A 20850-nucleotide genomic window follows, 5' to 3' on the forward strand; every position below is an offset into this window, starting at 1 on the left:
CAAGCTATGTTGCGCTGGCTCATCGTGGTGTTTCTGGCCCTGATCATTTTCAGTGGTTTGCAAAAGTGGCTGCAGAAATTCGGCTTTGGGCGTTTGCCCGGCGACTTTCGGTTCCGTCTTTTTGGGCGGGAATGGTTCATTCCCTTGACCAGCACCTTGTTGCTCAGCCTGTTGGCGGCCGCCATTGCCCGTTGGATCTGACTGGGCGTCTCCAAGGGCTTGCAACACGAACGTGTTACAGTGCGTCACGCCATTGGCGACTTATGCCCATCTCGCTCTTGCTGAGCCGATAGCGCATCCCGGCAGAGGGATGCCAGTCTTGTCCTCCACTGTGCACATCGCCCGCCATGCTTTCTAAGCTGGGCCCAGACGATTTTTTGCTTCCCTTTTCATGCACCTCTGCACGGTGCGGTTGTTCGCCAAGCTTTGCAGCTGGCATTCGAGGGAGCTTTTTGGCAGCAGGACATGCCAAGAACCGTTCCGCCAAACAGCCCCCTAGAGGGCCTTGTGTGCGGTTCGACCCCCTTCGTTAAAATACATGACTACCTTTTATTGTTCACACCAACCCATCTCCATGGGAAAATTCCGAATTCAACCGTGCTCCAGGGCTTTGCCCAATGGCGCATTTGGCGCGCAAGTGTCTGTGGCCAGTGGCCGCGGCAGCGCCAGCACCGACCGCGTGATGCGTTTTGTGCCTGAATTTGCGACGCCTGCCGCCGCCAGTCAATACGCCCTCGATGAAGGCATGTTGTGGGTGGAGCGCCAGACGACAAAACCGATCCTGCTTTGAGAAAGACGTTTTAAATGGCTAAAGAAGAACTGATTGAATTGATGGGCGTGGTCAACGAGGTGTTGCCCGACACCCGTTTTCGCGTGACGCTGGACAACGGCCATCAATTGATTGCTTATTCCGCTGGCAAGATGCGCAAGAACCACATCCGCATTTTGGCGGGAGACCGCGTGACGCTGGAGTTGTCGCCTTATGACCTGAGCAAAGGCCGCATCAGCTTCCGTCACTTGGCTGGACGTGCACCGATGGCGCCTCGCCGCCCACCCGCACGCTGATCCTGGTCGCTTCTTTGCGTTGACCTGCGTCAACGCGCAAGGCTCTTGAATCGCAGAGCATGGCCCCCAAGTGTTTTTGAAATACAGGGGAATCCATGACCGTTTCAGCCGACGCCTTGCACATTGTTTGTCCGCACTGCCACACCACCAACCGCGTGCGTGTGGCCGATCTGCACAACACACCCGATTGCGGGCAATGCCACCAAAACTTGTTTGCAGGACACCCGCTGGCGCTGGATGCAGCCAGCTTTGACAAGCACATCGGCCGCAATCAAATCCCGGTGTTGGTGGACTTTTGGGCCTCTTGGTGTGGGCCTTGCCGCATGATGGCCCCGGCCTACGAGCAGGCAGCGGGTCTTTTGGAACCCCAAGTGCGGGTGGCCAAACTCAACACCGAAGAGGCGCAAGCCATCGCTGCCCGCTTCAACATCCGCAGTATTCCCACACTCGCTTTGTTTGTCGGCGGTCAAGAAGTCGCCCGCCAAGCTGGGGCATTTCGCACGGCGCAAGACATCGCCGATTGGGCGCGCTCTCACCTTTGAGCTGACGCACTTACAACACGTGCGCAATGGCCTTGACGCGGGCCTGGGCGATCTGCGCGCCAATTTGCGCGCCTTTGAGACCTGCAGCCGCCGCTGCTTGTGCAATCGGCGCGGTCTCGACGGACAGCGCCGCTTTTTGTGCCTGCTGTAAACGTGCTGCCTGTGGGTAAGCCGTTTCTTCAAACCCCAGCCGCCCCCGCGCATCGCATTCGCAGGCTTGCAGCACCTGTGCAAAACGTTCGGGTTGACGGATCGCATCGCAGCGTTCCAGCAAGCGCATCACGGCTTCGGCATTCAAGTCCCCACTGCGGTGGATGTTGCCGTGCTCCCGCGCCACCACATCGGCGAGTTCTTTGCAGTCGTTGGGTACGCGCAGGCGTTCGCAAACTTGTTGCAAAAGCTTCACGCTGCGGCCTTCGTGGCCGATGTGGCGCGGCAGCACGTCGGCAGGGGTGCTGCCTTTGCCCAGGTCGTGCATCAGGCAGGCCACGCGCACGGCCAGCGGCATGTTCAACCTGGCCGCCATGTCCATCACCAACATCATGTGCACGCCCGTGTCGATTTCGGGGTGGTATTCGGGGCGCTGGGGCACGCCCCACAGACGGTCCAGCTCGGGCAGCAAGACTTGGAGCGCGCCGCACTCGCGCAGCACCGCGAACATGCGAGAAGGCTTCTCGCTCATCAGCCCCTTGCTCAACTCCTGCCAAACGCGCTCGGGCACCAGGTGGTTGGCCTCGCCGTGATCCACCATTTGGCGCATCAGCACCATTGTCTCGTCGGCCACACTGAAGTCGGCAAAGCGCGCCGCCAAGCGCGCCACGCGCAGGATCCGCACCGGGTCTTCGGCAAAGGCCCCGGTCACATGGCGCAGCACCTTGTGGTTCAGGTCAGCCTGGCCGCCATGGGGGTCAATGATGTGGCCAGCCCAGGTGCTGGGCAGCGCGTGCGCCAGCGCCTCCGGCACGGCCATGGCGTTCACCGTGAGGTCGCGCCGCGCCAAGTCTTCTTCAAGGGTGACGTTGGGCGCAGCCTGCACCGCAAAGCCCTTGTAGCCCCGGGCCGTTTTGCGCTCGGTGCGGGCCAAGGCATATTCTTCGCGGGTCTGTGGATGCAAAAAAACAGGAAAGTCCTTGCCGACGGGGATGAAGCCCTGGGCGCTCATGGCTTCGGGGGTGCTGCCCACCACCACCCAGTCGCGGTCATTCACGGTCTGGCCCATCAAGGCATCACGCACTGCACCGCCAACGACAAAAACGCCCATGATGGCCCTCAGCGTTGGAGCCGGAAAGGCTCTTCAAAGTCGATGAAGTCCTGCTCGGCCATTGCCTCGTCGATCCAGGCCTTCACGCCGGGCAGGGCGCACACGCGGTCCATGTAAGCGGCCACATCGGCCGGTACGGGCAGGGCGTAGGTTTTGAGGCGCATGACCACTGGGGCGAAGTAGGCGTCGGCGATGGTGAAGTGACCAAACAGCATGGGGCCGCCGTGCTCTGCCAGCAGACCGCTCCACAGGCTGCAAATGCGGTTCAGGTCAGCACGCACAGCAGGTTTATCGCGCAGGGCCAAAGCGCCAATCTCGGGCAGATGCGCTTCGATGTTCATGGGGCAGGCACTGCGCAAGGCCATGAAGCCGCTGTGCATCTCGGCGCAGATGCTGCGGGCGCGTGCTCGGGCAGCGCGGTCCTGTGGCCAAAGCTGCTGGTCTGGAAACTGTTCGGCCACATATTCCGCAATCGCCAGCGTGTCCCACACGGCCAGACCGTCGTGCACCAGCACGGGCACCTTGCCCACCGGGTTGACGTCTTTGAGCGCGGCCTTGAACTGCGAGTCGGGCGCAAAGCTGTCAAAGCGCACCAAGACCTCTTCAAAGTCAATGCCCGCCTGGCGCAGCATCACCCAGGGGCGCATGGACCAGGACGAGTAGTTTTTGTTGGCGATGTAAAGCTGGATCATTGTTTTCTCCCGTCAATCAGAGCCCACATGTTAGCGGTCACGGCTGCAGACGAGGCGCATATTGCACCGCTAAGGTGTGTGAGGGCATGCGGCGGGTGACGATTTTCGGTACCCCGTCATGAGGAACCCGTCGCATGCCCTCACACATCCACCAAAGCGGCTTGCAAATGGAATCAGCGCCCCGCGCCCGATCGCCAACGGTTCAACTTGCTGCGCGGGCCGCGGTGACCCAGATAGGTCGGCGCCACGCCCGCAGCCGATGCGGCCGTGATGCCCAAGGCCGCAAGACCTGGCAGCAGGCCCGTGCCCACGTTGTCCACTTTCATCGAGGCCAGGTTGTCTCGGCTCATCAAAGGCTCACCCGGGGCCAACTCCATGGCCGCCGCTTGCAGCCAGCCCACCCACATCGGCAAACCGATCACCGGTCGGCCTCGGCCGTTATTGATGCCCGCCCATTGGCCAGCGCGCTGCACCAATTCACCCAGGGTCAGCACGTCCGGGCCGCACAGCTCGTAGGTCTGACCGATGGTGTTGGGCTGTTGCAAGCAGGTCACCACCGCGCGCGCCACATCCCCCACCCACACCGGGGCAAAGCGTGTGCCGCTGCCTGCCAGGGGCATGAAAGGGGCGACCGCCTGCAGATCGGCGAACAGGTTGAGGAATTTGTCTTCGGCCCCAAAAATCACGCTCGGGCGCAGCAAGGTCAGTTGCAGGCCTGCAGCTTGCAAAACCGCTTCGCCGCGCGCCTTGCTGCGCTGGTACATCGAGGGGCCTTGAGGGTCGGCGCCCAAAGCGCTGACATGCACCAAGCGCTGTACGCCCGCTTTTTTCATGGCGCTGGCGATCTTGCCGGGCAAGTTCACATGCACGTTCTCAAAACGGTGTTCGTTGCCGTGCAGCACCGCCACCAAATTGACCACCGCATCGTGGCCGGGCATCAGGCGTGCCAGATCGGCCTCGCTGTGCACAGAGGCTTCAATCACCGTGAGCCCGGGCAAACTTTGCACCTTGGCCGCATGCACGGCGCGGCGGGTGGGCACGGTGATGTGCCAGCCCAAGCGCGCCAGTTGTTCGCACACTTGGCGGCCGACAAAGCCACTGCCACCCAGGACCAGAACGCGTGGTGTGCTCATGGTGTGCTCAATCCGGTGACTGCCTGGTGCATCGCTTCCAGGGCTTGATCGACGATTTGGGTGCGCCATGCGTCGGTGTCGGTGTAGAAGGCGTCCATCAGGTCTTGTTTGATTTGCTTTTTCAGAGCTTCAGGCGCTTCGGGGTGCAGCTGCAGCCAATGGTCGCCACGCAAGGCGCCAATGACCTTGTCTTGGGTTTGTGTGCCGTATTCCATGGCGATGCCGGTGTACTCGGCTTGCGGACATTCCTGGTAAGCCGCCATCCACATCAGGCCGGTGAGGAAGGCCGAGGTGGATGAACCGTCGTAAATGGAGGTGATGCCCTGGCCCCACCAGGCTTTGGCGCGGGCAAAGGCTTTGGCGTCGTCGGCGCAGGCAAAGATGCGCTCGCCCACACCGCTGGGGCCCAGGCCGGTGTGCAGGTCGATCCAGGCCATTTTTTGGCAAGACTGGGCGTATTTCTGCAGCACTTGGCGCAGCGTCAGGTTGCTCCAGGTGGGGGCCTGGCCACCAAAGAACAGGCCGTCTGGAAATTCGTGTTGTCCTTGAGAGACCGCAGCCTGAAAGGCTTTCATGCCGCGCTCGGCGATGTACTGGGTGGTGGCCGCTGTATTGGCGGCATCGGGTGGCCAGACCTCGGGCAGCAGCAAGGGGTGGATCTCGCGGTAGGCCGCGTTGTCGGGCAGTGGCTTGGAGAAGTCCTGGAAGTTTCGATTGATGTCCACGTTTTCGTGGGTCACCCGGCGTACATGCGAAAACCCGTGCGGGTTGAGGGCATGGATGTAGAGCACGGCCACACCCTGAGCCTTGGCCGCCTCTCGCCAAGCGGTGTTTTGCAGCGCGTGGATTTGCACGCCGGAGCCGCAGTAGCCCTCTACGCCGTGGCAAGCGCTGCTGATGACCAGAAGCTTTCGGGCTTCGGCCGCGCCGTCCAGCACCACGTCCATGGCCAGGGTTTCACCGTCCCGACCGGGCAGGGGGTGAAGCTTCGAGTCCACCGGAAGGCCCGCATTTTGGGCAGCGTTCAGGAATTTCTCGCGGGCCTGCGCGTAGCTTTGAGAAAAGCCATTCTGGATGTCGTTCATGCGAGGGCGGTCAAGTGGTTTGTGTCGGGCTGGCCAGCCATTGCGTGGCCAGTTCGACCCAATAGGTGCCACCCAGTGGAATCAGGTCGTCGTTGAAGTCGTAACTCGGGTTGTGCAGGGTGCAAGGGCCGCCGCCGTGGCCCATCTCGCGGTGCGCGCCGTCGCCGTTGCTGATGAAGACATACGCGCCCGGCTTGGCTTGCAGCATGTACGAGAAGTCTTCGGCGCCCATGGTGGGCTCTTGAGACATCACATGGTCAGCGCCCACGATGCCGTTCATCACTTGGCGTGCGAAGTCGGCTTCTGGGGCGCTGTTGATGGTGGGCGGGTAGTTGCGGTGGAATTCAAACTCGCATTGCGCGCCAAAAGCCGCGCAAAGCGACTCGGCCACTTGCTTCATGCGGGTTTCGATCAGGTCCAGCACTTCAATGCTGAAGGTGCGCACTGTGCCCTGCAACTCGCACGAGTCGGGCACCACGTTGGTGGCCTCACCCGCGTGGATCATGGTGACCGAGATCACACCCGCATCCACCGGCTTTTTGTTGCGGGTGATGATGGTCTGAAAGCCTTGCACCAGCTGGCAGGCGATCGGCACCGGGTCGATGCCGTTGTGCGGCAGCGCCGCGTGGCTGCCTTTGCCCCGGATGGTGATCTTGAACTCGTTGCTGGACGCCATGACCGGGCCAGGGCTGACCGCAAAAGTGCCCACAGGCGCGCCAGGCCAGTTGTGCATGCCAAACACGGCCTGCATGGGGAACTTCTCGAACAAACCGTCTTTGATCATTTCGCGGGCGCCGCCGCCGCCTTCTTCGGCGGGTTGGAAGATCAAATACACCGTGCCGTCAAAGTCGCGGTGCTTGGCAAAGTGCTTGGCCGCAGCCAAAAGCATGGCCGTGTGGCCGTCGTGGCCGCAGGCGTGCATCTTGCCCGGGTAGCTGCTGGCGTGGGCGAAGGTGTTGAACTCCTGCATGGGCAGGGCGTCGATGTCGGCGCGCAAGCCAATGCCGCGACCGCAAGCCCCGCCATCTCGCCCATGCACGATGCCCACCACGCCGGTGGTGCCCATGCCGCGGTGGATGGGGATGCCCCAGTCGGTCAGCTGCTGGGCGACCACGTCGGCTGTGCGCACTTCTTGGAAGCACAGCTCGGGGTGGGCGTGGATGTCTTTGCGGATGGCCGCGATGCTGGCCGCGTCGGTGAGGATGGTGTCGATGAGTTTCATGGTGTTCAGTCTAGCGATAGTCGGTCTATTTTGCCAATTCCCGCTGCACCACCCGCAGCGCATCGGGGACATGCCCGTCTTTTACCCTGTGCAGCGCATCGGCCACAATCGGGATTGCGACTTCAGGAAGACCTCTCATGTTGCCCCAGCCCGCTGCCCATGTGGCCCTTGACACCCTCCAGACCGTGCGCGGCGCTTGCCCGCACGACTGCCCCGACACCTGCGCCTTGCTGACCACGGTGGAGCACGGCCGTGCCACCAAGGTGCAGGGCAATCCCGCGCACGCGCAGACCGATGGTGTGCTGTGCACCAAGGTGTCCCGTTACACCGAGCGCACTTACCACCCGGATCGCCTGTTGACGCCGATGAAGCGCGTCGGCCCCAAAGGCACGGGCCAGTTTGAGCCTGTCAGCTGGGATGAGGCGCTGGATGCGATTGCCGCCCAGCTGAAAATCATCGCTGCGCGCGACCCGCAGGCCGTCTTGCCTTACAGCTACGCGGGCACCATGGGCCTGGTGCAGGGTGAGTCGATCGCGGCGCGGTTTTTCCACCAATTGGGCGCATCGCTCTTGGACCGCACGATTTGCGCCTCGGCCGGGGCCGAAGCCCTGACCCAGACCCTGGGCAACAAGGTGGGCATGAAGGTCGAGTTTTATGCCGAATCCAAGCTCATCGTCATTTGGGGCAGCAACTCGATTGGCAGCAACCTGCACTTTTGGCGCATCGCCCAAGAGGCCAAGCGCCAGGGGGCCAAGCTGGTCTGCATCGACCCAAGGCGCAGCGAGACGGCCGAAAAATGCCACGAACACATCGCCTTGCGCCCTGGCACCGACGCTGCGCTGGCGCTGGCCCTCATGCACGAATTGATCGTGCACGGCTGGCTGGACTTGGATTACATCGAGCGCTACACCTTGGGCTGGGAAGCCCTGAAAGCCCGCGCCTCGCAGTGGTCACCCGAACGCGCGGCCGAGGTGTGCGGTGTGCCGGTTGAACAAATTCGCCAACTGGCCCGCGACTGGGGCACGACCCAACCCGCGGCCATTCGACTGAACTACGGCATGCAGCGCGTGCGCGGGGGCGGCAACGCGGTGCGGGCGATCGCTTGCCTGCCCGCGCTCACGGGCGCTTGGCGGCACCGTGCGGGCGGTGTCTTGCTCAGCAGCTCGGGGCATTTCCCGGTGCGGCGTGCGGCCTTGCAGCGGCCTGACTTGCTGGGCGAGCGGCGTCCGCGCACCCTCAACATGTCCACCATTGGCGACGATTTGCTGCGTCCCGCTTCGCCCGAGTGGGGCCCGAAGGTGGAGGCCTTGGTGGTTTACAACAGCAACCCGGTGGCGGTGGCCCCCGAGTCGGGCAAGGTGGTGCAGGGCTTTGCCCGCGAAGACCTCTTCACCGTGGTGCTGGAGCATTTCCAGACCGACACGGCCGACTACGCCGATTTCATCTTGCCCGCCACCACGCAGCTGGAGCATTGGGACATCCACACCAGCTATGGCCACACCGACGTGCTGCTGAACCGCCCGGCCATTGCCCCCGTGGGCGGTGCGCGCACCAACACCGACATCTTCCGGGCGCTGGCGGTGCGCATGGGGTTTGACCATCCGTGTTTTGCAGACACCGACGAAAGCCTGTGCCGCAGCGCCATTGGCGACGAAAAAGACTTCGAGCAGCTGCTGGCGCACGGCTTTGCTTCACTGCCTGTGCCGGATGCGCCTTTTGCCCAGGGCAACTTCCCGACGCCTTCGGGCCGCTGCGAATTCTTCAGCCAGCGCCTGGCCGACCAGGGCCTGGACGGCCTGCCCGATCACCTGCCCAATTACGAAGCGGCGGGCAGCGATGCACGTTACCCCTTGGCCATGATCTCGCCGCCAGCGCGCAACTTCCTCAATTCGACCTTTGTGAATGTGCAAAGCCTGCGCGACATCGAAGCCGAGCCGGTGCTGGAAATGCATCCGCAAGACGCGGCGGCGCGCGGCATTGCCGACGGTGCGGTGGTGCGCGTGTTCAACGACCGGGGCACTTACCACTGCAAGGCGCGCTTAAACCAGCGTGCGCGGCCCGGCGTAGTCAACGGCCTGGGCATCTGGTGGCGCAAGCTGGGCCTGAACCGCACCAATGTGAACGAGCTGACCAGCCAGCACCTGACCGATCTGGGCCGAGCGCCCGTGTTTTACGACTGTTTGGTGCAGGTGGCCTTGGACGCTGCATTTGCGGCCACCATCGCCGCCGTAGAGACTTCGAAAGAACCCCATGCCTGATTTGAGAATAGAACGTGAACACACCTTGGGCCTGGACGGCGCGCGCTTGGTGGCCGATCGCTGGCGCGAGCAGGCTGAGCAAGACTGGGGCATGACGTGTTCTTTAGAGCCAGGTGAGGCGGTGGACCGCATGCGCTTTGAGCGCAGCGGTGTGAGTGGTGAGCTGTCTGTGAGCGCTTCCCGCTTCGACATGCAGATCAAGCTTGGCTTTTTGCTGGGCGCCTACAGCAGCAAGATCGAAGAAAAAATCCAAGCCAATTTGGATGCTTTGTTGGGCCCGGTGGTCTGAAACCAGGTTTTGCCGGACTCAAGGCAGGTCTTTATCCACGGAGGCCATTGGCCCGTTGCGTGGCCCGATCTGGCCCAAACGTGCTTTGAGCGATTGGGGCTGGCGCGTCAGAATGGCAGCGTAGTTGGTGGTGTTGGCCAGCACTTTTTTGACGTAATCACGCGTTTCAGAAAACGGGATGTTTTCAGCCCAGATGGCCGCTTCGAGCACCGGACCTTTGCGCCAGTTGCGGGGCCGGCTGGGGCCTGCGTTGTAGGCGGCGGTGGCCATGGGCATCGAGCCTTCAAAGTCATCGAGCACCAGTTTCAAATAGGCCGTGCCAATCGTCACATTGGTTTCGCGCTCGTTGATTTGTTGCGGCGTGAAGCCGGCAAGGCCGATTTTTTGGGCGGTCCATTTGGCGGTGGCGGGCATGACTTGCATCAAGCCCGAGGCGCCCACATGCGAGCGCGCATCCATGATGAAGCGGCTTTCTTGTCGGATGAGGCCGTACACATACGCGGGGTCCAGTCGGATATCGCCAGCGCGGCGCACGACCAACTCGCGCAGGGGCATCGGAAAACGTTGTTCGTGGTCAAACACCTCCTTCGTGCGTTCGCTGGTGTTGATGCAGCGGTCCCACACCTGGCGCTGGCAAGCCAAGTCGGCGGCCGCCAGCAGTTCGCGGTCGTTCATGCCACCGGGCGTGTGCAGGTTGGTGCTGTAGTTCCATTCGCGGTTGCCTTCTGCCCTCAAGCCCAGAGCAATCGCATACAGGGCGCGTTGCAGGCCGGGGTGGGTGAGCGCTGCGGTTTTTTCTGAGGGTGTCAGGGGCGATGGGCGTTCGGGTGTACCAATGGTTTGGCCCAACTCTTCCAGCGCCAGTTGTTCGTAAAAACCGCGAACGCTGGCGATCTGCGTCAACAAGGTTTGGGCTTCGTGGCGATGGGCTTCGGTGGGCGCAAGGGCGAGCAGGGCGCGGGCGCGCCAATAAATCCAGGCCGGGTCGCTGCGTGTGGCTGCGCTCATGGCTTGGGTGGCCGATAGCACCTGAGGCCATTGGCCTTGGCGAAGGGCTGCGCGCACTTTCCAAGACAGCAAGTCGTCGTTCAGATCGCTGTCTTTTTGAACCTTGGCAAAGTAGCTGCTGGCATTGTCTTGCAGTTTTTGTGCGGCCTGTTTGCCGATCACGGCCCAAGTCCAATGGCGCTCTTCGGCACTCAGGTGCCGCGCCCATTGTTGCTCCAGCAGTTGGGCCGCTTGATCGGGCTGACGGGCGGCCAGGCGGATCAGCGCCAACACGGCCAATTCTTTTTGGTTCCGCGTGATGGCCAAAATGCGTTTGCTCAAATAGCCTGCTGGATCTGCATGGATTTTTTGGATTTGCTCGCTGGCACGCGGCGCTTCAATGTCCACGGCCGCTTGGGCGGCGCGAGGTCGGTTGGCGTCCATGGCGATGCGGGCTTTACGCCAAATGTCCAGTGCATTGATTTGCCGCCCTGAATGCAAGTGTTCGGCCACATAGGTGCAGCCGTCGTCGGCTTCGCGCAGCGCATACCAAATGCGCTTGGCTTCTTCGGCCACATCGGCTTTGGTGTTCATGGCTTCGGTGGCCAGCGCGTAGCAGCGCACTTCGCGGTCATCGCGCATGCGGTAGCGTGGGTATTCGGCCGTGAACGTGGCCCAACTGCGGCGCTTGCCCAGTTGTTGCAACCAGTCGTTGCGCAGGCGGTCTTCGTAGTAGCTGCCGGCGTAGCTGTTCATAAATTGGCGTATTTCCGAGTCTGATGCGGTGTCCAGCCGAACCCGCATCTCCCAATAAGCGGCCAAAGGCTCCAACACGTGGCCACGCACTTGCGGCAGCAGGGCAGACAAGCGTTTGGCGTCGTTTTTGCCATAGGCCCTTTGCATCTCCAGCACGACCTCATCGCCCTTGTTTTGGGCCTGTGCAGGCAGACTGTACAAGCCGGTGGTGACCAGGCTGGCCAGCAGTGTCAAAATCAGAGTCAATTTCATGGGTGGATTATGGACAAAGCTGAAGCCAAAAAGACCTTGCGCAAGGCCTTGATTGAAGAAAGACTGCACTTGCCAGACCGCCTGGCACGGGCCGAAGCCTTGCAGCGCGTGATGCGCATCTGGCTGTTTGACCGTCCCGACACCGTCATAGGGGCTTACTGGCCCATCAAGGGCGAGTTTGACCCTTTGCCCGCGCTGCACCGCTGGAAAGAAGATGGCGAGTTGCATGGTGAGCCGCAGCGTCGCCAAATTGGTTTGCCCGTGGTCAACAAACAGCATAAAACCTTGACTTTTCACACCTGGTACCCCGGTTGCCCGATGGAAGAAGATGCCTACGGCATTCCCAAACCCAAAGACACCGAAGTCATCGTGCCCACCTTGTTGTTTGTGCCCTGCGTGGGTTATGGCATCGGTGGCTACCGCTTGGGCTATGGCGGTGGTTTCTATGACCGCACCTTGGCCACGCTGCAGCCCAAACCCTTCACCGTGGGCTTGGGCTACACCCACGGCTTTCTGGACGACCTGGAGCCGGAAGACCACGACGAGCCACTGGATGCGATCTTGAACGACAACGGGGTGGTTTGGCCGGTTTGAGTCAGACGCGAAAGAACCATGGCAAGACCCAAATCTGCAACCCACGACATCAAGCGCGACGCGATCCTGGACATCGCCGCGCAATGCTTTGCCCAGCGCAGCTACCCTGCGGCCAGCATGAACGAAATCGCCACAGCGTGCGGCACCTCCAAAGCGCGGCTGTACCACTACTACGAGAGCAAAGAGGCCATTCTGTTTGACTTGCTGGACCGTCACACCCAACGCCTTTTGGCGGTGATCGCGCAAACCGAAGCCACGGCCCAGCGCAAAGACCTGAACGAACGCGCCACTTTGCATGAGTTGGTGCGGGCATTTTTGCAGGAGTACGAGACCTCGGCCACGCGGCATGCGGCACTGCTCAACGACACGCAGTTTTTGAGCGATGCGCCCGACCCGGCCTTGGGCGCAGCGCCTGTGTCTCCGCGTGAGCTGATTCTGAACCGCCAGCGCGACATCGTGGCCGCCATGACCCGCTTCATGAAGCGGGCCTACCCCGAGCGCCTGAACCCCACCAATCAGACCGCCCTGACCATGATGCTGTTGGGCATGATCAATTGGACCTTTACTTGGCTGCGCCCCGGGGGGCTCATCAGCTATGCGGCCTTTGCCGAAGAGGTGATTGGCATGTTGGAAAAAGGTTTGGGCTGAGAGGGGTCTCAGGGTTGAAATTTAACAATCCGTAATGGATTTCGTTTAGGTAAAATCGTGGCTTCACCGATCGGAGCCATTTCCATGTCCAAAACACCCGCCAAAGCCTCTGCAAAAGCCCCCTTGAAAGCCCCGATCAAGGCCTTCGCCAGCCAGGCCGATTTGAGCGAAAAGAAGATCACGTTTGAGCAACTCAGCCCTCACTGCTGGGCTTACACCGCAGAGGGTGACCCCAATTCGGGCGTGATCATTGGGGACCGCTTCATCATGGTCAGCGACGCCACGGCGACGCCTGCCATGGCGCAAGACCTGATCAAGAAGATCCGCACCGTCAGCGACCTGCCCATCAAATATGTGTTGCTCACCCATTACCACGCCGTGCGCGTTCTGGGCGCTTACGCTTACGCCGCCGAAGGTGCGACCGAGATCATCGCCAGCCAAGGCACTTTGGATCTGATCCAAGAGCGCGGCGCACAAGACATGAAGAGCGAGATGGAGCGCTTCCCCCGCCTGTTCCGTGGCGCCGACAGCATTCCCGGCCTGACCTGGCCCACCCTGGTGGTCGGCGGCGGCAACCCCACAAAAGGTGAGGTGCCCGGCAAACTCAGCATCAACTTGGGCGGTGTGGTGGTGCAAATCTGGCACCCAGGCCCGGGTCACACGCGTGGCGACACGATTGCTTGGGTGGAAGAGGAAAAAGTCCTGTTCTCGGGCGATCTGGTCGAGTACGAAGCCGGTGTGTACACCGGCGACGCGCAACTCGAAGAGTGGCCGGCCACCCTGGAAGCCCTGCGCGCTCTGAAAGCCGAATTCATCGTGCCCGGCCGCGGCGAAGCCATGAAGGGCAATGCCAACGTCAACAAGGCGCTCGACTACACCCAGCGTTGGGTGACCACCTTGTTCCAAGCGGGCAAAGAAGCGGTTGCAGGCAAGATGGACCTCAAAGCGGCCATGGCCCACACCCGCAAAAGCATGGACCCGGTGTTTGGCCATGTGTTCATTTACGAGCACTGCCTGCCGTTTGACGTGACCCGCGCCTACGACGAAGCCAGCGGCATCAAGAACCCCCGCATCTGGACCGCCGAGCGCGACATGGCGATGTGGAAAGCACTGCAAAGCTGAAGCCCGTCACGAATTTCACAAAAAACCCCGCACAGTCAGACTGGCGGGGTTTTTTGTGGGGTGGGCAGAGCGTAGTGCGTGGAGCCCGGCTGTTCAGGGCCGGGTCAGGTCTTGGATGTCACGCTCGTACGCCCGCAAGCGCCTGGCCACCCGCACGCGTTGCTCGGGCGTGGTGGTGTTGTGCAGCTGGGCCAGGTTCTCGCAGGCGCGTTGAGACAGGCTTTGCAGCACAGCGCGTTGTGCTGGGTCGATCGGTTGCAGCCAGCGCTGCCAAACGCTCCACAACAGGGCTTCGGCCTGGGCGGTCGGCATGCCGCTTTGGGCGATACGCTGCAAAGTGGACAGCAAATCTTGCTGGCGGCGTTGGCGGTCGCGTCGACCCCATTCGGCGGTCCAAGGCGACTGAGCCAGTTGTGCCCTGACCATGCTGACTTGCGTCGGATTCAGATCCCCGTAAAACGAGTTGAAGCGGTTCACCGCCCTGTCCAAGCGGCGGTCCAGCCGGGCTTGTGCGTCACCCTGCAGCCACTCTTTTTCCCAATCTTCATTTTTGCTTTCCCATTGGCGAGCGATGTGGCTCAGTTGCCTTGGGCCCAGCACCAAAACAACCGGAGCCGCTTGCACCACCGCTTGTCGCATCAAGACATCCAGACGCGCTTGAACATCGGTGACGACGCTGCAGACCTGCTCGGCTTGCAAAGGACCGGTGGACAGCTGCCCAATGCGTTGCAGCACCTCGCCATAACCGGCCAACTCTTCACGGCGGTGCCACTGGTAGAGCTTGTCGATGGCCTCTTTGGCCGCAGGCGTTTGGGCGTTGCTGAAAGACACCGTGCTGTCGAGCCACCAATACGACAGCGTAGGCAGCTGTTGGTAACCCAGTTTGATGGCACTGCAAGCGGGCAAAAGCACCAGTGCCAAAACGGCGAGCCCAAAGCGGATCATTGCAGGCCTTCAGCGCGCAAGGACCAGCCCACCAATGAGCCTGTTGGCGTGGTGGTCGTTGAGTTGTTGTCAGTGACTCTGACAGACCAGTTGCCAGACAAGCTCCGGAGGGACTGAAGACTGCTGGATGACAGCGTGGTTTGTAAAAGTTGGCCGCTGATCAAACAAGCCCCTGCGGAATTGGCGTTTTGGATGCTCAAATTTTGCGCAGTGCCATCAGGCAGCAAGAGTTCAGCAGTTAACTCATTGATTTGCGCGTGATCAAGACAAACACCCACGGTGAGTGTCTGGACTCGTTGAAGGGCACAAGGGTTGAATTGTCGGTTGATGGTTTGCGCCACAGTATCGATCCTGTTGCCACTGCTGACGCCATTGGCATAGGCCAATGGCAGCTCGCAGACAGCGACCGATCCTCCGGAAGATGTCGAGCCACCGCCACCGCAGCCAGCCAAAACCAATGAAATGGTGAAACTGATGCAAACCAGTTTTAAAGAAAATTGACGCATAGTGAAACTGCCTTTGGGTCGGATCATAGGCCTCATGCCGGAAGGCGATAATTTAACCATGCGTGATCATCTTTGAAAATCGCCGGGTACATCAGAAAGTTGGAAGTCCATGAAAGCCTCTTTTCCCCCCATCGACGTTGTCATCATGGCCGCTGGCAAAGGCACCCGCATGAAAAGCCGCTTGCCCAAAGTGCTGCAGCGCTTGGCGGGTGTGCCACTGGTGCAGCATGTGCTGAATACGGCGGCGCAACTGAACGCCCGCTCGGCCGTGGTCATCACCGGGCACGGCGCTGAGCAAGTGGAGCCTTTGGTGCTGGCCCCGGGCCAGGCGCTGGCGGTGCAATGCGTGCGCCAAGAGCCGCAGCTGGGCACCGGCCACGCTGTGCAGCAAGCCGTGCCTGTGCTGCCCGACGATGGGGTGGTGGTGGTCTTGTCGGGCGATGTGCCGCTGACCGAAGCCGACACGCTGCAGGCGCTGATCGACCAATGCGGCGGCGACAAGCTGGCGCTGCTGACCCTCGACATGGCCGACCCCACGGGTTATGGCCGCATCGTCCGAAAGGGTGAAGCCGTGCAAGCCATCGTCGAGCACAAAGACGCGAGCGAGGCGCAGCGCCAGATTCATGAGGTGTACAGCGGCATCATGGCCGTGCCCGCCCGGCAGCTCAAAGGCTGGCTGGGCCGCATCAACAACCAAAACGCCCAAGCCGAGTACTACCTGACCGATGTGGTCAAGTTGGCCGTGACCGATGGTGTGCCTGTGGTGGCGTACAAGATCAGCGACGCAGTCCAGGTGGCCGGTGTCAACAGCCCGGTGCAACTGGCCGAACTCGAGCGCGCCCACCAGCTGCGTCAGGCCCACCGCCTGATGGCGCAAGGCGTGCGCCTGCAAGACCCGGCGCGCTTCGACCTGCGCGGGCAGCTCGACTGTGCGCAAGACGTCGAGATCGACGTGAACTGCATTTTTGAGGGCAGCGTGTCTTTGGGCGAAGGCGTGAAGGTTGGCGCGAACTGCGTGCTGGCCAACTGCACGATTGCGGCGGGCGCGGTCATCCACCCCTTCACCCACATCGACGGCGAAAAACTCGGCGTGAGCGTGGGCGAGGGCGCCCTCATTGGTCCCTTTGCCCGCCTGCGCCCTGGTGCGCAGCTGGCGGCCGAGGTGCACATCGGCAACTTTGTAGAGGTCAAAAATTCCACCCTGGCCAAGGGCGCCAAGGCCAACCACCTGGCTTATCTGGGCGACGCCACCGTGGGCGAGCGGGTGAACTACGGCGCAGGCAGCATCACCGCCAACTACGACGGCGCCAACAAGCACCGCACCGTGATCGAGGCCGACGTTCACATCGGCAGCAACTGCGTGCTGGTGGCCCCGGTGACGATTGGCGCGGGCGGCACGGTGGGCGGCGGCTCCACCATCACCAAGAGCACCGAGCCGGGAGCCTTGAGCGTGGCGCGCGGCAAGCAAATCAGCATTGCGAACTGGGCGCGGCCAGCCAAAAAGTCCAAAGACTGAGCTGGCCAGTTCAGAGGCCTTTTCAGCGCTGGGTATCGGACTTTTTCAGGGCAGCCCAGGCCATGCGATCCACCCAACTTGGGGCGATCAGCTTGAGCCAACGGCCCACATGCCCGGTCGGGCTCATGAGCACGTCGCGCTGGCGTCGCTCGGTGCCTTGCAAGATTTTTTGCGCGCACACTCCAACGGGCATGGCCTTGTCCTCGCTCAAGCCGCTGGAGCCTGCGGGTTGGCCCAGGGCATTGAAGCCTCGGCGGCGGATGTCGGTGTCCACCACCCCAGGGTAGGCAATCGTCACCGATACCCCATCGCTCAACAATTCGGTGCGCAGCGCCTCCATGAAGCCATTCATCGCAAATTTGCTGGTGCAGTAAGCCGTGCGACCCGGCACACCCACCAAGCCTGCCAAGGATGAGACCGCCACCAGCCGACCGCGTGAGGCTTTGAGGTGCGGCAATGCCGCATGTGTGCACCAGATGGTGCCCCAGAGGTTGACCTGCATGAGCGCTTCATACCAACCCAAATGGCTTGCTTCGACATCGTGCAGCAGGGCGTGTGCAGAAATACCCGCGTTGTTGATCAACGTGTCGACTCTGCCAAACTGCTGAACGGTCTGTGCGATCAGGGCTTCGCAGTCTGCGCGCACGCTGACGTCGGTGGGCACACACAACACCTGCGCCCCGTGCTGGCGACAGGCGGCGGCCACCGCGTCGAGCTTGGCTGCCTGGCGGGCCGCCAACACGAGCGCCACGGCGGCACCTTTTGTGTGCGCCAGTTGCTTGGCCATTTCGGCCCCAATGCCTTCAGATGCCCCTGTGATGATGGTCACATTCATGCCAGTTTTCCTTGTGGTGGGCTTGCTCAAGATGCGCCGGCCCTGCTTGTCTGAAGATTCTTTCACACCTGTGCGGTTCACCCGTCACGTTGACGGCAGCACCGGCCAGGTCGTCGTGAACTTGGCGCGTTTGGTGGCAAAAAACGCTTTCACGTTGCGCACATTGGCGTCTTGGGTGAACAGGGTTTGGCTGATCGCCAAGTAGTGCGGCATGTCGCGGGCCTGCACCACCAGCATGAAGTCGGGACCGGGGGAGACGCGCCAGCACTGCTGAACCGCCTCGTGCGCGACGGCGCGGGCTTCAAACGCCTCCAGGTGTTCACTCCCTTGCTGGTCGAGCGACACCTCCACGAGGGCCGTGAGGCCGTGCCCAAGCGTGGCGGCGAGCCGGTCGGTGCTGAGCACGGCCACCTGCCGCTCGACCCAACCGCCCTCCACCAAGCGCTTGACGCGGCGCAAGCAGGTGGGTGGCGAGACCTTGACCTTTTCGGCCAGCGCCACATTGCTCAGGCTGGCGTCGCGTTGCAGGCTGTCCAGCAGTTGAAGATCGACCGCATCGAGTTCATTGTGTTCCATATAAGTCATTTTAGTGAAATAAAATTTCAAATTAGAAAATCAATGAAATTTTCATATAAATTTAGCTAATAAAATAATGAGAAATTTCTTTCAGATCGTTCTAGCATCCAACACCTACCCAGTTTTGGAGCTTCAACATGTGTGGCATCGTCGGCGCAGTTTCTTCCCGCAACATCGTGCCCATCCTCGTGCAGGGCCTGCAAAGGCTGGAATACCGGGGCTATGACTCGTGCGGTGTGGCCGTGCACGCGGCCAGTCTGGGTGGCCAAGGCGGCTTGCAGCGCGCCCGCAGTACCTCACGGGTGGCTGAGCTGATGGACCAAGTGAGCGCCGACCGCATCGAAGGCGGCACCGGCATCGCCCACACCCGTTGGGCCACGCACGGCGCGCCTGCGGTGCACAACGCGCATCCGCACTTCAGCCATGGGACAGGCGCAGCGGACAACAAACCGGGACGCGTGGCTTTGGTGCACAACGGCATCATCGAAAACCACGACGAGCTGCGCGCCGCACTGCAGGCCAAGGGCTATGTGTTTTTGAGCCAGACCGACACCGAAGTCATTGCCCACCTGGTGGACAGCGTGTACGACGGCGACATTTTTGAAGCCGTCAAAACCGCCATCCGCCAGCTGCACGGCGCGTACGCGATTGCGGTGTTCCACAAAGACGAGCCGCAGCGCGTGATCGGTGCCCGTGCAGGTTCGCCTCTTATTTTGGGTGTGGGCCAGGGCGAAACATTCCTCGCCAGCGATGCCATGGCCCTGGCGGGTGTGACCGATCAAATCCTTTACCTGGAAGAAGGCGACGTGGTGGACATCCAGCTGGGTAAATACTGGGTGGTGGACCGCGAACACAAAGCCGTGACCCGTGTGGTGAAAACCGTGCAGGCCCACAGCGGTGCGGCCGAACTCGGGCCGTACCGTCACTACATGCAAAAAGAAATCTTCGAGCAGCCCCGCGCCATTGCCGACACGCTCGAAGGCGTCGAGGGCATCACGCCTGAGCTGTTCGGGGATGGCGCGTATTCCACCTTCAAGGCAATTGACAACGTGTTGATCTTGGCCTGCGGCACCAGCTACTACAGCGGCTGCGTGGCCAAGTACTGGATCGAGGCGATTGCCAAAGTGCCCTGCCAAGTGGAAATCGCCAGCGAATACCGCTACCGCGAATCGGTGCCCAACCCGAACACCTTGATCGTCACCATCACACAAAGCGGCGAGACCGCCGACACCCTGGCCGCGCTGCGCCACGCGCAAAGCTTGGGGCTCCTGCACACGCTGACGATTTGCAATGTGGCCACCAGCGCCATGGTGCGCGAATGCCAACACGCCTATGTGACCCGCGCCGGTACTGAGATCGGCGTGGCTTCGACCAAAGCCTTCACCACTCAGCTGGCGGGTTTGTTTTTGCTCACCTTGGCGCTGGCCCAAACCAAAGGCCGCTTGTCTGACGAAGAAGAAGCCGGGCACATCAAAGCCATGCGTCACTTGCCCGCTGCGCTGCAAGCCGTGTTGGCGTTGGAGCCGCAAATCATCGCTTGGGCACAAGAATTTGCCAGCAAAGAAAACGCGCTTTTTCTGGGCCGGGGCACGCACTACCCGATTGCATTGGAAGGCGCGCTCAAACTCAAAGAAATCACCTACATCCACGCCGAAGCCTATGCGGCTGGCGAGCTCAAACACGGCCCGCTGGCCCTGGTGACCAGCGCCATGCCGGTGGTCACGGTGGCCCCCAACGACCAGCTGCTGGAAAAGCTCAAGAGCAACATGCAAGAGGTGCGCGCCCGCGGCGGCGTGCTCTATGTGCTGGCCGACGGCGACACGAAGATTGAGAGCAGCGAAGGCGTCAACGTCATCCGCATGCCCGAGCACTACGGGGTGCTATCGCCCATTTTGCATGTGGTGCCGCTGCAGCTGCTGAGTTATCACACAGCTTGTGCGCGGGGGACGGATGTGGACAAGCCGCGCAATTTGGCGAAGTCGGTGACCGTGGAGTAGTTCAGCTAGTGAGTAATTTTTACGATCTGACGAGATTGGTCATGGTCGTCAAAGTGAAAAGTAATGCGCTTTTTATTGGACCCTACTCAAGCAGTCAGCAACGGCTGTTTGACAGGGTCTACTTGTTGCGTGAACGAGATCAACTGACTTTTGAAGCCATTGCCAAGCTGTTGACGAAGTCAGGCACACGCTCTGTCAATGGCTGCTTGTTAGGTGCTGAGCATGTGTTTTCCATCTACAAGAAAGGCAAGCACAGGCAAGAACGACTCACATTGAAGGTTGAACCAGAGTTGACAGACCTGTGGTTTGAATGATGTTCATTGGCGAGGTCATGTCCGTTGAAAGGACATGATGAGCGTCTTGTTACGGGACGGTTGGCAACTTAGCTGCGTACACACTCAAAACAAGTTGCTCATATTTGCAGAGACGGGTGCGAAGTAAGTCCGTGGCAACAATGAGTTGAAATCGCCTATCTTTGCTGTGCCCTACTATTTCACACCAGCCACCGTCAATTAGCTGCTCTAGGACATAGCGGATGCCGCGTTCACTGTACTTGAGAGAATTACAGC

General features: G+C 61.2%; 22 protein-coding genes. 12 read left to right on the plus strand and 10 right to left on the minus strand.

Going from position 1 to position 20850, the window contains the following annotated elements; genetic code table 11:
• The first annotated feature begins 6 nt into the window (after window positions 1-6).
• From B472_RS07245 to trxC, 4 genes are all read left to right on the plus strand, one after another.
• Window positions 7-201 carry a DUF2905 domain-containing protein gene (locus B472_RS07245; RefSeq protein WP_019426544.1) on the plus strand — a complete coding sequence of 65 codons (195 nt, stop codon included), beginning with the start codon at window positions 7-9 and terminating at the stop codon, window positions 199-201.
• A gap of 373 nt (window positions 202-574) precedes the next feature.
• The gene (locus tag B472_RS07250) at window positions 575-790 is read left to right on the plus strand and encodes a hypothetical protein (RefSeq protein ID WP_231624533.1); all 216 of its coding nucleotides are present in this window, start codon (window positions 575-577) and stop codon (window positions 788-790) included.
• A 14-nt stretch (window positions 791-804) separates the two neighbouring features.
• Window positions 805-1065: a translation initiation factor IF-1 gene (gene infA, locus B472_RS07255; RefSeq protein WP_019426546.1), complete on the plus strand. Its 261-nt coding sequence runs from the start codon at window positions 805-807 to the stop codon at window positions 1063-1065.
• A gap of 95 nt (window positions 1066-1160) precedes the next feature.
• Complete coding sequence (gene trxC, locus B472_RS07260; RefSeq protein ID WP_019426547.1) at window positions 1161-1607, plus strand: thioredoxin TrxC; 447 nt, start codon at window positions 1161-1163, stop codon at window positions 1605-1607.
• A 10-nt stretch (window positions 1608-1617) separates the two neighbouring features.
• On the opposite strand, the gene B472_RS07265 is transcribed toward trxC, so the two are convergent.
• The 5 genes from B472_RS07265 to B472_RS07285 form a co-directional block, all read right to left on the minus strand.
• Complete coding sequence (locus B472_RS07265; RefSeq protein WP_019426548.1) at window positions 1618-2868, minus strand: multifunctional CCA addition/repair protein; 1251 nt, start codon at window positions 2866-2868, stop codon at window positions 1618-1620.
• 8 nt (window positions 2869-2876) lie between these two features.
• Window positions 2877-3560, minus strand: coding sequence for a glutathione S-transferase family protein (locus tag B472_RS07270; protein WP_019426549.1), 684 nt, complete (start codon window positions 3558-3560; stop codon window positions 2877-2879).
• A gap of 173 nt (window positions 3561-3733) precedes the next feature.
• Window positions 3734-4693, minus strand: a complete 960-nt coding sequence (locus B472_RS07275) for a complex I NDUFA9 subunit family protein (RefSeq protein WP_019426550.1) — start codon at window positions 4691-4693, stop codon at window positions 3734-3736.
• Window positions 4690-5778 (minus strand): M14 family metallopeptidase, encoded by a 1089-nt coding sequence (locus B472_RS07280; RefSeq protein ID WP_019426551.1) that lies wholly within the window; start codon window positions 5776-5778, stop codon window positions 4690-4692. Before B472_RS07280 ends, B472_RS07275 begins: the two co-directional genes overlap by 4 nt.
• Window positions 5779-5788: 10 nt before the next feature.
• Window positions 5789-7000: a M20 aminoacylase family protein gene (locus B472_RS07285; RefSeq protein WP_019426552.1), complete on the minus strand. Its 1212-nt coding sequence runs from the start codon at window positions 6998-7000 to the stop codon at window positions 5789-5791.
• Window positions 7001-7137: 137 nt separating this feature from the next.
• On the opposite strand from B472_RS07285, the gene B472_RS07290 reads away from it, so the two are divergent.
• Both B472_RS07290 and B472_RS07295 read left to right on the plus strand, forming a co-directional pair.
• A complete protein-coding gene (locus B472_RS07290) occupies window positions 7138-9258 on the plus strand; it encodes a molybdopterin-dependent oxidoreductase (RefSeq protein WP_019426553.1) in 2121 nt (706 codons plus the stop codon).
• The gene (locus B472_RS07295; RefSeq protein ID WP_026039461.1) at window positions 9251-9547 is read left to right on the plus strand and encodes a polyhydroxyalkanoic acid system family protein; all 297 of its coding nucleotides are present in this window, start codon (window positions 9251-9253) and stop codon (window positions 9545-9547) included. The genes B472_RS07290 and B472_RS07295 overlap by 8 nt, the downstream gene beginning before the upstream one ends.
• 18 nt (window positions 9548-9565) lie before the next feature.
• On the opposite strand, the gene B472_RS07300 is transcribed toward B472_RS07295, so the two are convergent.
• Entirely contained in the window at window positions 9566-11542 is a 1977-nt protein-coding gene (locus B472_RS07300; protein WP_019426555.1) for a lytic transglycosylase domain-containing protein, read from the minus strand.
• A 9-nt stretch (window positions 11543-11551) separates the two neighbouring features.
• Between B472_RS07300 and B472_RS07305 the strand changes: the two genes are divergently transcribed.
• From B472_RS07305 to B472_RS07315, 3 genes are all read left to right on the plus strand, one after another.
• The gene (locus tag B472_RS07305; protein WP_019426556.1) at window positions 11552-12136 is read left to right on the plus strand and encodes a 5-formyltetrahydrofolate cyclo-ligase; all 585 of its coding nucleotides are present in this window, start codon (window positions 11552-11554) and stop codon (window positions 12134-12136) included.
• A gap of 18 nt (window positions 12137-12154) precedes the next feature.
• Window positions 12155-12784, plus strand: a complete 630-nt coding sequence (locus B472_RS07310) for a TetR/AcrR family transcriptional regulator (protein WP_019426557.1) — start codon at window positions 12155-12157, stop codon at window positions 12782-12784.
• An 84-nt stretch (window positions 12785-12868) separates the two neighbouring features.
• Window positions 12869-13906: an MBL fold metallo-hydrolase gene (locus tag B472_RS07315; protein ID WP_019426558.1), complete on the plus strand. Its 1038-nt coding sequence runs from the start codon at window positions 12869-12871 to the stop codon at window positions 13904-13906.
• A 93-nt stretch (window positions 13907-13999) separates the two neighbouring features.
• On the opposite strand, the gene B472_RS07320 is transcribed toward B472_RS07315, so the two are convergent.
• Window positions 14000-14851: a DUF6279 family lipoprotein gene (locus tag B472_RS07320; protein ID WP_019426559.1), complete on the minus strand. Its 852-nt coding sequence runs from the start codon at window positions 14849-14851 to the stop codon at window positions 14000-14002.
• Window positions 14848-15357: a proprotein convertase P-domain-containing protein gene (locus B472_RS07325; protein ID WP_019426560.1), complete on the minus strand. Its 510-nt coding sequence runs from the start codon at window positions 15355-15357 to the stop codon at window positions 14848-14850. The genes B472_RS07320 and B472_RS07325 overlap by 4 nt, the downstream gene beginning before the upstream one ends.
• A 109-nt stretch (window positions 15358-15466) precedes the next feature.
• Here B472_RS07325 and glmU point away from each other — a divergent pair, with 109 nt between their 5' ends.
• Window positions 15467-16873 carry a bifunctional UDP-N-acetylglucosamine diphosphorylase/glucosamine-1-phosphate N-acetyltransferase GlmU gene (gene glmU, locus B472_RS07330; protein ID WP_019426561.1) on the plus strand — a complete coding sequence of 469 codons (1407 nt, stop codon included), beginning with the start codon at window positions 15467-15469 and terminating at the stop codon, window positions 16871-16873.
• Between the two features lie 22 nt (window positions 16874-16895).
• Here glmU and B472_RS07335 read toward each other — a convergent pair whose 3' ends face one another.
• Complete coding sequence (locus B472_RS07335) at window positions 16896-17708, minus strand: SDR family oxidoreductase (RefSeq protein WP_026039463.1); 813 nt, start codon at window positions 17706-17708, stop codon at window positions 16896-16898.
• An 84-nt stretch (window positions 17709-17792) separates the two neighbouring features.
• Window positions 17793-18284, minus strand: coding sequence for an Lrp/AsnC family transcriptional regulator (locus B472_RS07340; protein ID WP_019426563.1), 492 nt, complete (start codon window positions 18282-18284; stop codon window positions 17793-17795).
• A 137-nt stretch (window positions 18285-18421) separates the two neighbouring features.
• On the opposite strand from B472_RS07340, the gene glmS reads away from it, so the two are divergent.
• The gene (gene glmS / locus B472_RS07345) at window positions 18422-20281 is read left to right on the plus strand and encodes a glutamine--fructose-6-phosphate transaminase (isomerizing) (protein WP_019426564.1); all 1860 of its coding nucleotides are present in this window, start codon (window positions 18422-18424) and stop codon (window positions 20279-20281) included.
• Window positions 20282-20322: 41 nt separating this feature from the next.
• Entirely contained in the window at window positions 20323-20595 is a 273-nt protein-coding gene (locus B472_RS07350) for a hypothetical protein (protein ID WP_019426565.1), read from the plus strand.
• Window positions 20596-20850: the final 255 nt, after the last annotated feature.

This window comes from Limnohabitans sp. Rim28, assembly GCF_000293865.2.
Taxonomy (GTDB): domain Bacteria; phylum Pseudomonadota; class Gammaproteobacteria; order Burkholderiales; family Burkholderiaceae_C; genus Limnohabitans_A.

Excerpts from the sequence above, each read along its gene's own strand:
- B472_RS07245 (WP_019426544.1), top strand. The coding sequence starts at position 7 with ATGTTGCGCTGGCTCATCGTGGTGTTTCTGGCCCTGATCATTTTCAGT.
- B472_RS07250 (WP_231624533.1), top strand. The coding sequence starts at position 575 with ATGGGAAAATTCCGAATTCAACCGTGCTCCAGGGCTTTGCCCAATGGC.
- infA (WP_019426546.1), top strand. The coding sequence starts at position 805 with ATGGCTAAAGAAGAACTGATTGAATTGATGGGCGTGGTCAACGAGGTG.
- trxC (WP_019426547.1), top strand. The coding sequence starts at position 1,161 with ATGACCGTTTCAGCCGACGCCTTGCACATTGTTTGTCCGCACTGCCAC.
- B472_RS07265 (WP_019426548.1), bottom strand. The coding sequence starts at position 2,868 with ATGGGCGTTTTTGTCGTTGGCGGTGCAGTGCGTGATGCCTTGATGGGC.
- B472_RS07270 (WP_019426549.1), bottom strand. The coding sequence starts at position 3,560 with ATGATCCAGCTTTACATCGCCAACAAAAACTACTCGTCCTGGTCCATG.
- B472_RS07275 (WP_019426550.1), bottom strand. The coding sequence starts at position 4,693 with ATGAGCACACCACGCGTTCTGGTCCTGGGTGGCAGTGGCTTTGTCGGC.
- B472_RS07280 (WP_019426551.1), bottom strand. The coding sequence starts at position 5,778 with ATGAACGACATCCAGAATGGCTTTTCTCAAAGCTACGCGCAGGCCCGC.
- B472_RS07285 (WP_019426552.1), bottom strand. The coding sequence starts at position 7,000 with ATGAAACTCATCGACACCATCCTCACCGACGCGGCCAGCATCGCGGCC.
- B472_RS07290 (WP_019426553.1), top strand. The coding sequence starts at position 7,138 with ATGTTGCCCCAGCCCGCTGCCCATGTGGCCCTTGACACCCTCCAGACC.
- B472_RS07295 (WP_026039461.1), top strand. The coding sequence starts at position 9,251 with ATGCCTGATTTGAGAATAGAACGTGAACACACCTTGGGCCTGGACGGC.
- B472_RS07300 (WP_019426555.1), bottom strand. The coding sequence starts at position 11,542 with ATGAAATTGACTCTGATTTTGACACTGCTGGCCAGCCTGGTCACCACC.
- B472_RS07305 (WP_019426556.1), top strand. The coding sequence starts at position 11,552 with ATGGACAAAGCTGAAGCCAAAAAGACCTTGCGCAAGGCCTTGATTGAA.
- B472_RS07310 (WP_019426557.1), top strand. The coding sequence starts at position 12,155 with ATGGCAAGACCCAAATCTGCAACCCACGACATCAAGCGCGACGCGATC.
- B472_RS07315 (WP_019426558.1), top strand. The coding sequence starts at position 12,869 with ATGTCCAAAACACCCGCCAAAGCCTCTGCAAAAGCCCCCTTGAAAGCC.
- B472_RS07320 (WP_019426559.1), bottom strand. The coding sequence starts at position 14,851 with ATGATCCGCTTTGGGCTCGCCGTTTTGGCACTGGTGCTTTTGCCCGCT.
- B472_RS07325 (WP_019426560.1), bottom strand. The coding sequence starts at position 15,357 with ATGCGTCAATTTTCTTTAAAACTGGTTTGCATCAGTTTCACCATTTCA.
- glmU (WP_019426561.1), top strand. The coding sequence starts at position 15,467 with ATGAAAGCCTCTTTTCCCCCCATCGACGTTGTCATCATGGCCGCTGGC.
- B472_RS07335 (WP_026039463.1), bottom strand. The coding sequence starts at position 17,708 with ATGAATGTGACCATCATCACAGGGGCATCTGAAGGCATTGGGGCCGAA.
- B472_RS07340 (WP_019426563.1), bottom strand. The coding sequence starts at position 18,284 with ATGGAACACAATGAACTCGATGCGGTCGATCTTCAACTGCTGGACAGC.
- glmS (WP_019426564.1), top strand. The coding sequence starts at position 18,422 with ATGTGTGGCATCGTCGGCGCAGTTTCTTCCCGCAACATCGTGCCCATC.
- B472_RS07350 (WP_019426565.1), top strand. The coding sequence starts at position 20,323 with ATGGTCGTCAAAGTGAAAAGTAATGCGCTTTTTATTGGACCCTACTCA.